Annotated in this window: 19 protein-coding genes; 18 read left to right on the top strand and 1 reads right to left on the bottom strand. The window is 48.4% G+C overall.

Going from position 1 to position 9,462, the window contains the following annotated elements:
• Positions 1–28 precede the first annotated feature (28 nt).
• The gene (locus T458_RS50395) at positions 29–955 is read left to right on the top strand and encodes a DMT family transporter (RefSeq protein ID WP_023558742.1); all 927 of its coding nucleotides are present in this window, start codon (positions 29–31) and stop codon (positions 953–955) included.
• A gap of 30 nt (positions 956–985) precedes the next feature.
• Here the strand turns inward: T458_RS50395 and T458_RS50390 are convergent, their stop codons facing one another.
• A complete protein-coding gene (locus T458_RS50390) occupies positions 986–1,375 on the bottom strand; it encodes a globin domain-containing protein (protein WP_023558741.1) in 390 nt (129 codons plus the stop codon).
• A gap of 354 nt (positions 1,376–1,729) precedes the next feature.
• On the opposite strand from T458_RS50390, the gene rpsJ reads away from it, so the two are divergent.
• The 17 genes from rpsJ to rplF all read left to right on the top strand — a co-directional run bounded on the left by rpsJ (position 1,730) and on the right by rplF (position 9,443).
• Positions 1,730–2,038 carry a 30S ribosomal protein S10 gene (gene rpsJ / locus T458_RS0129310; RefSeq protein ID WP_005828858.1) on the top strand — a complete coding sequence of 103 codons (309 nt, stop codon included), beginning with the start codon at positions 1,730–1,732 and terminating at the stop codon, positions 2,036–2,038.
• Between the two features lie 146 nt (positions 2,039–2,184).
• Positions 2,185–2,814, top strand: coding sequence for a 50S ribosomal protein L3 (rplC, locus tag T458_RS50385; RefSeq protein ID WP_023558740.1), 630 nt, complete (start codon positions 2,185–2,187; stop codon positions 2,812–2,814).
• Positions 2,815–2,834: 20 nt separating this feature from the next.
• Positions 2,835–3,458 carry a 50S ribosomal protein L4 gene (gene rplD / locus T458_RS50380; RefSeq protein WP_023558739.1) on the top strand — a complete coding sequence of 208 codons (624 nt, stop codon included), beginning with the start codon at positions 2,835–2,837 and terminating at the stop codon, positions 3,456–3,458.
• Positions 3,458–3,748: a 50S ribosomal protein L23 gene (rplW, locus tag T458_RS50375; protein WP_023558738.1), complete on the top strand. Its 291-nt coding sequence runs from the start codon at positions 3,458–3,460 to the stop codon at positions 3,746–3,748. The genes rplD and rplW overlap by 1 nt, the downstream gene beginning before the upstream one ends.
• Positions 3,749–3,780: 32 nt before the next feature.
• A complete protein-coding gene (gene rplB / locus T458_RS50370; RefSeq protein ID WP_023558737.1) occupies positions 3,781–4,611 on the top strand; it encodes a 50S ribosomal protein L2 in 831 nt (276 codons plus the stop codon).
• Positions 4,612–4,660: 49 nt separating this feature from the next.
• Entirely contained in the window at positions 4,661–4,942 is a 282-nt protein-coding gene (gene rpsS, locus T458_RS50365) for a 30S ribosomal protein S19 (RefSeq protein WP_023558736.1), read from the top strand.
• Between the two features lie 29 nt (positions 4,943–4,971).
• Entirely contained in the window at positions 4,972–5,304 is a 333-nt protein-coding gene (gene rplV / locus T458_RS50360) for a 50S ribosomal protein L22 (protein WP_023558735.1), read from the top strand.
• 13 nt (positions 5,305–5,317) lie between these two features.
• Positions 5,318–5,980: a 30S ribosomal protein S3 gene (gene rpsC / locus T458_RS50355; RefSeq protein WP_005828842.1), complete on the top strand. Its 663-nt coding sequence runs from the start codon at positions 5,318–5,320 to the stop codon at positions 5,978–5,980.
• 2 nt (positions 5,981–5,982) lie between these two features.
• Positions 5,983–6,417 (top strand): 50S ribosomal protein L16, encoded by a 435-nt coding sequence (gene rplP, locus T458_RS50350; RefSeq protein ID WP_023558734.1) that lies wholly within the window; start codon positions 5,983–5,985, stop codon positions 6,415–6,417.
• Complete coding sequence (gene rpmC, locus T458_RS50345; protein ID WP_005828838.1) at positions 6,407–6,604, top strand: 50S ribosomal protein L29; 198 nt, start codon at positions 6,407–6,409, stop codon at positions 6,602–6,604. Before rplP ends, rpmC begins: the two co-directional genes overlap by 11 nt.
• 22 nt (positions 6,605–6,626) lie before the next feature.
• Positions 6,627–6,893, top strand: coding sequence for a 30S ribosomal protein S17 (gene rpsQ / locus T458_RS50340; protein ID WP_023558733.1), 267 nt, complete (start codon positions 6,627–6,629; stop codon positions 6,891–6,893).
• A gap of 41 nt (positions 6,894–6,934) precedes the next feature.
• Complete coding sequence (rplN, locus tag T458_RS50335; protein WP_023558732.1) at positions 6,935–7,303, top strand: 50S ribosomal protein L14; 369 nt, start codon at positions 6,935–6,937, stop codon at positions 7,301–7,303.
• 49 nt (positions 7,304–7,352) lie between these two features.
• A complete protein-coding gene (rplX, locus tag T458_RS50330) occupies positions 7,353–7,667 on the top strand; it encodes a 50S ribosomal protein L24 (protein ID WP_023558731.1) in 315 nt (104 codons plus the stop codon).
• Between the two features lie 26 nt (positions 7,668–7,693).
• Positions 7,694–8,236, top strand: coding sequence for a 50S ribosomal protein L5 (rplE, locus tag T458_RS50325; RefSeq protein ID WP_023558730.1), 543 nt, complete (start codon positions 7,694–7,696; stop codon positions 8,234–8,236).
• A 24-nt stretch (positions 8,237–8,260) separates the two neighbouring features.
• On the top strand, positions 8,261–8,446 hold the full coding sequence (locus tag T458_RS50320; RefSeq protein ID WP_005828830.1) for a type Z 30S ribosomal protein S14: 186 nt from the start codon (positions 8,261–8,263) through the stop codon (positions 8,444–8,446).
• A 27-nt stretch (positions 8,447–8,473) separates the two neighbouring features.
• Positions 8,474–8,872 (top strand): 30S ribosomal protein S8, encoded by a 399-nt coding sequence (gene rpsH / locus T458_RS50315; RefSeq protein WP_023558729.1) that lies wholly within the window; start codon positions 8,474–8,476, stop codon positions 8,870–8,872.
• A 34-nt stretch (positions 8,873–8,906) separates the two neighbouring features.
• Entirely contained in the window at positions 8,907–9,443 is a 537-nt protein-coding gene (rplF, locus tag T458_RS50310) for a 50S ribosomal protein L6 (protein ID WP_023558728.1), read from the top strand.
• Positions 9,444–9,462 lie beyond the last annotated feature (19 nt).

Below are 9,462 nucleotides of genomic sequence, written 5' to 3'. Positions count from 1 at the left end.
TGGAACGTACGCGATGGGAGACAAGGCAATGAAAAATAAAGAAGGGTTACTATTTATCATGTTGGCGGGGGTAGTCTCCATATGGGGACTAAACGTAGTGATGGTGAAATACCTGACCACGTTCCCTCCGTTATTTGTTTCATCGCTGCGCATGGCATTGGCTGCCGCCTGTTTTATCCCGATCATCTGGGCGTACCGAAAGCGTCTGCGGATGGCGAAAATGGAATGGCTGCTCCTGGCGGGGATTGGGGCGACCTCGATTGCTCTGCATCAGATTACAATGGCCATTGGCGTTCAGTATACAACCGCTGGCAATGGCTCACTCATTTTGGGATTGAACCCGTTGGCTACCGGATTGTTGGCAATGCTTTTTTTAGGTGAACCTATGTCTTGGCGTAAAGCACTCGGAATTGGAGTTGGTTTTTCGGGTGTCCTGGTAGTTGTTCTTTCTCAACATGGAAGCCTGAAGGTTAGCGGCTGGGGAGATGCGGTTATGTTTTTCTCCATGCTGATGTACGTGACCGGGGGTCTATTGATTCGCAAGCTGGTGATGAGGGGAGTGCCTGTGCTTCTGATTACGGCATTGGCGCAGGTTTTCGGGATGGTCTTTCTTTGGTCAGTCGCTTTACTCGACAAACCCGTAACCTATTATATGAGCATGGAAATTAGTCCATTTCAATGGCTGGTCATTCTGGTGTCCGCAGTCTTTTCTTCGGCGTTGGGCACAGTAGGCTGGAATTACGGCATCCGGCAGCTTGGAGCTAGCCGAACAGCCGTCTTTTTAAATGGAATGCCCTTGGCCAGTCTCGTGTTTGCGGCGATATTTTTAGGTGAAAAGCTGCAATTGATTCATGTACTTGCTTTGTGCATGATTGTGGCCGGCGTCTATTTGGGTTCCAAGAAGCTGCCTCAGCCGGTTGCGAAATCCGCGGTCGATGCGACAACAAAAGCGTAGGGAATCACTCCCTACGCTTCTTTTTGACCATTATTCCGCCTGCTCCCATTGGTTGACCATATGGTGGGCGGTCAAACGAAGGCGCTCGAAGATTTGCTGGCGCGGTTCTTCCGGCAGCCCCGTGCGATCCATTGCTTCGCTCATGCAGGCAAGCCAGGCTTCGGCTTGTGTCGGCCCGATCGGAAAACGCAGGTGTCGAGCCCGCAGCATCGGATGCCCGTGTTTCTCGGTGTAGAGAGCAGGGCCTCCCAAGAATTGAGTGAGGAACTGGTACTGTCTCTCTTTTACATCAGACAGGTCGTCGGGAAACAAGGGAGAAAGATCCGGATGTTGGATGACTAAGTCGTAAAATGTATCTACAAGGCGTGCCAAGGTATCCGCTCCGCCGATCATTTCATAATAAGTATTGCCTTCAACCATAGTGAAAAGGCCTCCTCTGCGCACGTGTCTCCTCCTAAGTATAGCGGGTTCCTTCTATTATAGAAAGGGAAGAGCAGGAGTTGGCAGGGAATCCCGCTTGCCTTTCTGTAGCAGAATCGGTAATATAGGCAGGGTGAGTCTCGTTACGAGATTTGCTTGTACAAGAATTCGGCGGAAATACAGAAATAACTTGCGTTGCCCAAAGGATTTTAGTACAATATGTAATGTTGGTCATGGACTTGCGATGATGTGGGAGGTTGCTGACACACCCGGCCCCTTTGCCATGACCGGGGTGCAGGATATTTCCACGGAGAAATGTCTGTTTAAAAAATGGGCGAAAAAGGAGGGACTCAAATGGCAAAGCAAAAGATTCGTATTCGTTTGAAGGCGTATGATCACAAAATCCTCGATCAGTCTGCAGAGAAAATTGTAGACACTGCAAAACGTTCCGGTGCAAATGTCTCCGGTCCAATTCCGCTTCCTACGGAAAAAGCAGTTTACACAATTCTGCGTGCGGTGCACAAGTACAAAGATTCTCGCGAACAATTCGAGATGCGTACACACAAACGTTTGATCGACATCTTGAACCCTACACCACAAACAGTAGATGCTTTGATGCGTCTGGATCTGCCATCTGGTGTAGATATCGAGATCAAACTGTAAAGTCCCAAACGCGATACACGCGCAGCCGTTGTCTTGATGAGCGTGTTACAACAAGCAACAAACCCTTAAAATGGCACCCCTGCGCATCGGTAGGGACTTGATACAACAATACTGTTTTTGTGAAATATGTACAGGAGGTGGCACAAATGACCAAAGGAATCTTAGGTAAAAAACTTGGAATGACTCAAGTTTTTGGCCCAAACGGAACAGCGATCGCTGTAACAGTCATCGAAGCTGGTTCTAACGTGGTTCTCCAAAAGAAAGACCTGGAGAACGATGGTTACGAAGCAATTCAAATCGGTTTTGAAGACAAAAAAGAGCATCGCGCTAACAAACCGGAAAAAGGCCATGCAGCGAAAGCTAACACTGCACCTAAGCGCTTCGTTCGTGAAATTCGCGGTGTAAACCTCGGTGAATTCGAGGTAGGTCAAGAGTTGAAAGCTGATATTTTTGCTGAGGGAGATATTGTAGACGTTGCCGGCGTATCCAAAGGTAAAGGTTTCCAAGGTGCGATCAAACGTCACAACCAATCCCGCGGTCCTATGGCTCACGGTTCGCGCTACCATCGCGGCCCTGGTTCTATGGGTGCTGTAGCTCCTAACCGCGTATTTAAAGGTCAAACCCTGCCAGGACAAATGGGCGGCGACAATGTAACCGTTCAAAACCTGGAAGTAGTGAAAGTCATCGCAGAACGCAACCTGATTCTCGTAAAAGGTTCTGTACCTGGACCGAAGAACAGCTGCGTACTGGTATCGACGGCAGTCAAGAAGAACTAGTAAGGAAAGGAGGAACTGACATGCCGAAAGTAGCTCTCTATAACCAAACCGGTTCCCAAGTTGGCGAAATCGAATTGGCAGAAAGCGTATTTGGGATCGAACCTAATAACGCCGTTCTGTTCGATGCGATCGTGATGCAACAAGCATCCCAACGCCAAGGTACACACGATGTAAAGAACCGTTCTGAAGTACGTGGTGGTGGCCGCAAGCCATGGCGACAAAAAGGTACAGGTCGTGCACGCCAAGGTTCCATTCGCTCTCCGCAATGGAAAGGTGGCGGTGTTGTATTCGGACCAACTCCGCGCAAATACGGTTACAAATTGAATCGTAAAGTTCGCCGTTTGGCTCTGAAATCCGCACTCTCGACAAAAGTACAAAACAACGAACTGCTGGTTCTGGATGCTTTGAACTTCAACGCTCCAAAAACCAAAGAAATGACAGCTGTTCTGAACAGCTTGAAAGTAGATCGCAAAGTTCTGATCGTTACTTCCGAGTATGATCAAAACATCGCGCTCTCTTCCCGCAACATCCCAGGTGCTAAGTTCGTAGATGCTGCAGGCATTAACGTTCTGGATCTGGTAGCGCATGATAAAGTAATCGTGACGAAAGACGCGGTTGCGAAAGTAGAGGAGGTGCTCGCCTAATGAAGAGCCTTTACGATGTCCTCAAGCGCCCTATCATTACGGAGCGCACCACTGACATGATGGCTGAGAAGAAGTACGTATTCGAAGTTCCTCTCAAAGCCAACAAAACAGAAATCAAGCAAGCTGTTGAAAAAGTTTTCGGCGTAAAAGTAGAAGCAGTAAACACTTCCCGTGTTCCTGCAAAACCAAAACGCTATGGAAAATACTCCGGTTATACTTCTGAGTGGAAGAAAGCGATCGTTAAGCTGACTGATGACAGCAAAGACCTGACCTTCTACGAGGGCGTATAATCCCGACGATTCCCGAAAAGGAGGGTATTAACATGGGTATTAAAAAGTTTAAACCGACTTCTCCTTCTCGTCGCCAAATGACTGTTTCTACATTTGAGGAGATCACAACTTCGACTCCTGAAAAATCCTTGTTGGCGCCTCTGAGCAAAAAAGCTGGTCGCAACAACCAAGGTAGAATTACAGTACGTCATCATGGTGGCGGGCATAAACGCAAATACCGCATCATTGACTTCAAACGCAACAAGGACGGCATCGTAGGTCGCGTAGCTACGATCGAATACGATCCAAACCGTTCTGCTAACATTGCTTTGATCAATTACCTTGACGGTGAAAAGCGTTATATCATCGCTCCACACGGTTTGAAAGTGGGCGACGAGATCGTTTCCGGTGCAGATGCCGACATCAAAACTGGTAACGCTCTGCCTTTGGAGAAAATTCCAGTAGGTACAACAATCCACAACATCGAGTTGAAACCAGGCAAAGGCGGCCAATTGGTTCGCGCTGCTGGTACTTCCGCTCAATTGCTGGGTCGTGACGGAGAGTTTGTCATCGTACGTCTTTCTTCTGGCGAAACACGCCGCATCCACAATGTTTGCCGCGCAACCATCGGTCAAGTAGGTAACATCGACCATGAGCTGCTCAATATCGGTAAAGCTGGACGTTCCCGCTGGCTGGGTGTTCGCCCAACTGTTCGCGGTAGCGTAATGAACCCGAACGATCACCCACACGGTGGTGGTGAAGGCCGCGCTCCAATCGGACGTAAAGCTCCAGTTACTCCTTGGGGTAAACCAACATTGGGTCTCAAAACTCGCAAGAAGAAAAACAAATCGAATCAGTACATCATCCGCCGCCGCAAGAAGTAAGGTAGGCTGATACAATAACCGAACGCCTTTGGCGAAGGGAGGTTCACTAATGGGACGAAGCTTGAAAAAGGGTCCTTTCGTGGATGACCATTTGATGAAAAAAGTTGTCGAGCAAAATGAAAAGAACGAGAAACGCGTGATCAAAACCTGGTCTCGTAGATCCACCATCTTCCCTGATTTCGTAGGACACACGTTTGCAGTTTACGACGGCCGCAAACACGTACCTGTTTATGTAACGGAAGACATGGTTGGCCATAAATTGGGTGAATTCGCACCAACTCGTACCTTCAAAGGTCACGTCGACAACGACAAGAAGTCCAAGAAGCGCTAATTTTCTCTTGACAGAGAGGAGGTACAAAGATGGAAGCAAAAGCAGTTGCTCGCAATATTCGCATCGCGTCTCGTAAAGTCCGCCTGGTGGTTGACTTGATCAGAGGCAAGCAAGTAGGTGAAGCGTTGGCGATCCTGAAACACACGCCAAAGGCTGCATCTCCTGTTGTTGAAAAGCTCTTGAAGTCGGCTATTGCAAACGCTGAGCACAACTACGAGCTGGATCCAAACAGCCTGGTAGTGAGCAAAATCTTCGTAGACCAAGGTCCTACGTTGAAGCGTTTCCGTCCGCGCGCTATGGGTCGCGCTAGCCGCATCCATAAACGCACAAGCCACATCACAGTGGTACTAAACGAGAAATAAGGAGGGATTACGTGTGGGTCAAAAGGTAAGCCCGGTAGGTCTTCGGATCGGTGTCATTCGCGACTGGGAGTCCAAATGGTACGCTGACAAGGACTTCGCAACCCTGTTGCACGAAGACTTGAAAATCCGCAAGTTTGTAAAAGGGCGTCTGAAAGATGCTGCTGTATCCACGATCGAAATCGAACGCGCTGCAAATCGCGTGAACGTAACGATTCACACCGCTAAGCCTGGAATGGTAATTGGTAAAGGTGGAGCAGAGGTCGAAATTCTGCGCAAATCCTTGACTGATCTGACTGGCAAACGCGTTCATATCAATATCAACGAAGTAAAACGTCCTGACCTGGATGCTACTCTGGTAGCTGAAAATATCGCACGCCAATTGGAAAACCGTATTTCTTTCCGTCGTGCGCAAAAGCAATCGATCACTCGTACGCTGCGCGCTGGTGCGAAAGGTATCAAAACCTTGGTAAGCGGTCGTCTGGGCGGAGCTGACATCGCTCGTTCTGAAGGCTACAGTGAAGGTACTGTTCCGCTTCACACATTGCGCGCTGATATCGACTACGGTACTGCAGAAGCACATACCACTTATGGTCGCATCGGTGTGAAAGTGTGGATCTACCGTGGAGAAGTCCTTCCAGCGAGAAAGAACGTCGCTACTGAGGAAGGAGGCAAGTAATCATGTTGACGCCAAGACGCGTGAAACACCGTAAACAACACCGTGGGAAAATGGCCGGTAACGCAAAAGGTGGTACCACAATTGCGTTCGGTGAATACGGATTGCAAGCAGTAGAACCATCCTGGGTAACCAACCGTCAAATCGAGGCTGCCCGTATCGCGATGACACGTTATATCAAGCGTGGCGGTAAAGTATGGATCAAAATCTTCCCAGATAAACCAGTAACACAAAAACCGCTCGAAGTACGGATGGGTTCCGGTAAAGGTTCTCCTGAGAAATGGGTAGCGGTAGTGAAACCAGGCAAGATCATGTTTGAACTTGCTGGCGTACCTGAAGAAGTCGCTCGCGAAGCTATGCGCCTGGCTATGCACAAACTGCCAATCAAGTGCAAATTCGTGAAGCGTGAAGAAGTGGGTGGTGACGCACATGAAGGCTAATGAGTTCCGTAATTTGACCACTGCCGAGATCGAACAAAACGTCGCTTCTTTGAAAGAAGAGTTGTTCAACCTTCGTTTCCAGTTGGCTACGGGTCAACTCGAAACCACGTCTCGCATCAAACAAGTGCGCAAGGATATTGCACGTGCGAAAACCATCCTGCGCCAGAGAGAATTGGGAATCGGCTAATTTGAGGAAGGAGGTTTGAACGATGACCGCAGATCGCAATATGCGTCGTTCCGTTGTAGGTCGCGTCGTTTCCGACAAAATGGATAAAACCATCGTGGTTCTTGTTGAAACTTACAAGAAGCATACTTTGTACGGCAAGCGTGTGAAATACTCCAAAAAGTTCAAGGCTCACGACGAAAACAACACGGCAAAAGTGGGCGACATCGTGGAATTGATGGAAACCCGTCCATTGTCCAAAGACAAGCGTTTCCGCTTGGTACGTATCGTCGAAGAGGCAGTAATTGTATAAGTTAGATTTTCGGATATCAATTCCGAAAGGAGGAACAGTAAATGATCCAAACTCAGACGAGATTGGCTGTTGCTGACAACTCCGGTGCAAAGGAACTCATGTGCATCAAGGTACTGGGTGGTTCCGGTCGCAAAACGGCGAACATCGGTGATGTTATTGTGTGCTCCGTTAAATCCGCTACACCCGGCGGCGTTGTCAAGAAAGGTCAAGTAGTTAAAGCGGTTGTAGTACGTACAGTGAGCGGCGTTCGCCGTCCAGACGGTTCTTACATTCGTTTTGATGAAAATGCAGCAGTTGTCATCAAAGAAGATCAATCCCCTCGTGGTACCCGTATCTTTGGACCTGTGGCTCGTGAGCTCCGCGACAAGGATTTCATGAAGATCATCTCTCTTGCTCCAGAGGTTATCTAATTGAACGTTTATAACCAGGTAGTTTGTTCGATAGGAGGTGCACCAAGCGATGCACGTTAAAAAAGGCGACACTGTTATCGTAAATGCGGGCAAGGACAAAGGGAAAAAAGGTCGCGTTCTCGCTGCCTTTCCTAAGAAAGATCGCGTTCTGGTTGAAGGTATCAACCTCGTGAAAAAACACAGCCGTCCGTCTCAAGCCAATCCGCAAGGCGGCATTGTTACTCAAGAAGCACCGATTCACGTTTCCAACGTATCTTTGATCGATCCGAAGTCCGGCACAGCAACTCGCATCGGTTACAAAGTATTGGATAACGGCAAGAAAGTTCGGTATGCGAAAAAATCTGGCGAAGTAATCGACAAGTAGTCAGGTCGGAAAGGAGGACGTTCTAGATGGCAGTAAGATTGAAAGAAAAGTATTCGAAGGAAATCGTACCTGCTCTGATGAGCAAGTTTAACTACACTTCCATCATGCAAGTACCAAAAGTAGAGAAAATCATCATCAACATGGGTGTTGGCGAAGCTGTTGCTAACGCTAAAGCCTTGGATACTGCAGTGGAAGACCTGTCCATTATCTCTGGTCAAAAACCTGTAGTAACTCGCGCGAAGAAATCCATCGCTGGTTTCAAATTGCGTGAAGGTATGCCGATCGGTGCAAAGGTAACCCTGCGCGGCGAGCGTATGTACCACTTCCTCGACAAGTTGATGAACGTTTCTCTGCCGCGTGTTCGTGACTTCCGCGGAATCTCTTCCAAGGCGTTCGATGGTCGCGGTAACTACACACTTGGTCTGAAGGAACAACTGATCTTCCCTGAGATCGAGTACGATAAAATTGATAAAGTACGCGGTATGGACATCGTAATTGTCACTTCCGCAAAAACGGATGAGGAAGCTCGTGAGCTTTTGACTCAAATGGGTATGCCATTCCGTAAATAAACCCACTCGTAAGGAGGGAAGAATGTGGCAAAGAAATCAATGATCATCAAGCAACAGCGTCAGCCGAAGTTTGCTGTTCGCGCGTACACTCGTTGCGAGCGTTGCGGACGTCCTCACTCCGTATTGCGCAAATTCAAACTCTGCCGTATTTGCTTCCGTGAACTTGCTTATAAAGGTCAAATTCCAGGCGTGAAAAAAGCAAGCTGGTAATTTGAAACGGGAAGGAGGTTTTCTCTCATGGTAATGACTGATCCAATTGCAGATATGTTGACACGCATTCGTAACGCCAACATGGTTCGCCACGAGAAAGTGGAGATCCCGGCGTCTCAAATCAAGAAGGAAATCGCGCGCATTCTGAAAGAAGAAGGCTTCATCCGCGATGCTGAGTTTGTCGAAGACAACAAGCAAGGGATTATCCGCGTTTTCCTGAAGTACGGTCAAAACAACGAGCGCGTCATCACAGGTCTGAAACGCATCTCCAAGCCTGGTCTTCGTGTATATGCAAAGAACACAGAAGTGCCTAAGGTTCTGGGCGGACTTGGTTGCGCGATCATCTCTACTTCCACTGGCGTTATGACTGACAAGCAAGCTCGTCAAGCTCACGTTGGCGGAGAAGTACTCGCATACGTTTGGTAATTCATAGATTGCAAAAGCACAGGAGGTGCACCACATGTCTCGTGTCGGTAGAAAACCGATCGTGGTACCTGCAGGCGTTACCCTCACTCTGAACGGAACTGAGCTGACGGTAAAGGGCCCTAAGGGTCAACTCGTTCGTAGCTTTCACCCAGATATCAAAATCAACATCGCTGAAAACGAAGTAATCGTTGAGCGTCCTAGCGACAACAAACTTCACCGCTCCCTGCATGGTACAACTCGTGCGCTGGTTGCCAACATGGTAACAGGCGTTTCGGAAGGCTTCACTCGTACCCTGGAACTGGTTGGTGTAGGTTACCGTGCTGCGAAAAGCGGCAATGGCATCACACTTTCTCTTGGATTCTCTCATCCAGTAGAAGTAACACCAGAAGCAGGTATTGAGATCGATGTTCCTAACCAAACCACACTGGTGGTTAAAGGGATCAATAAAGAGCGCGTTGGACAAATCGCTGCTGAAATCCGCGCACTTCGCAAACCTGAGCCATACAAAGGCAAAGGGATCAAGTACAGCGATGAAGTGGTTCGTCGTAAAGAAGGTAAAAAAGGTAAGTAAGCCGCGTAGTTTCATGAGA

It is taken from the genome of Brevibacillus panacihumi W25 (assembly GCF_000503775.1).
GTDB lineage: Bacteria > Bacillota > Bacilli > Brevibacillales > Brevibacillaceae > Brevibacillus > Brevibacillus panacihumi_A.
This window is presented reverse-complemented; position numbering and strand designations above follow the sequence as displayed.

Coding starts and splice junctions, on each gene's coding strand:
- T458_RS50395 (WP_023558742.1), top strand. CDS start 29: ATGAAAAATAAAGAAGGGTTACTATTTATCATGTTGGCGGGGGTAGTC.
- T458_RS50390 (WP_023558741.1), bottom strand. CDS start 1,375: ATGGTTGAAGGCAATACTTATTATGAAATGATCGGCGGAGCGGATACC.
- rpsJ (WP_005828858.1), top strand. CDS start 1,730: ATGGCAAAGCAAAAGATTCGTATTCGTTTGAAGGCGTATGATCACAAA.
- rplC (WP_023558740.1), top strand. CDS start 2,185: ATGACCAAAGGAATCTTAGGTAAAAAACTTGGAATGACTCAAGTTTTT.
- rplD (WP_023558739.1), top strand. CDS start 2,835: ATGCCGAAAGTAGCTCTCTATAACCAAACCGGTTCCCAAGTTGGCGAA.
- rplW (WP_023558738.1), top strand. CDS start 3,458: ATGAAGAGCCTTTACGATGTCCTCAAGCGCCCTATCATTACGGAGCGC.
- rplB (WP_023558737.1), top strand. CDS start 3,781: ATGGGTATTAAAAAGTTTAAACCGACTTCTCCTTCTCGTCGCCAAATG.
- rpsS (WP_023558736.1), top strand. CDS start 4,661: ATGGGACGAAGCTTGAAAAAGGGTCCTTTCGTGGATGACCATTTGATG.
- rplV (WP_023558735.1), top strand. CDS start 4,972: ATGGAAGCAAAAGCAGTTGCTCGCAATATTCGCATCGCGTCTCGTAAA.
- rplP (WP_023558734.1), top strand. CDS start 5,983: ATGTTGACGCCAAGACGCGTGAAACACCGTAAACAACACCGTGGGAAA.
- rpmC (WP_005828838.1), top strand. CDS start 6,407: ATGAAGGCTAATGAGTTCCGTAATTTGACCACTGCCGAGATCGAACAA.
- rpsQ (WP_023558733.1), top strand. CDS start 6,627: ATGACCGCAGATCGCAATATGCGTCGTTCCGTTGTAGGTCGCGTCGTT.
- rplN (WP_023558732.1), top strand. CDS start 6,935: ATGATCCAAACTCAGACGAGATTGGCTGTTGCTGACAACTCCGGTGCA.
- rplX (WP_023558731.1), top strand. CDS start 7,353: ATGCACGTTAAAAAAGGCGACACTGTTATCGTAAATGCGGGCAAGGAC.
- rplE (WP_023558730.1), top strand. CDS start 7,694: ATGGCAGTAAGATTGAAAGAAAAGTATTCGAAGGAAATCGTACCTGCT.
- rpsH (WP_023558729.1), top strand. CDS start 8,474: ATGGTAATGACTGATCCAATTGCAGATATGTTGACACGCATTCGTAAC.
- rplF (WP_023558728.1), top strand. CDS start 8,907: ATGTCTCGTGTCGGTAGAAAACCGATCGTGGTACCTGCAGGCGTTACC.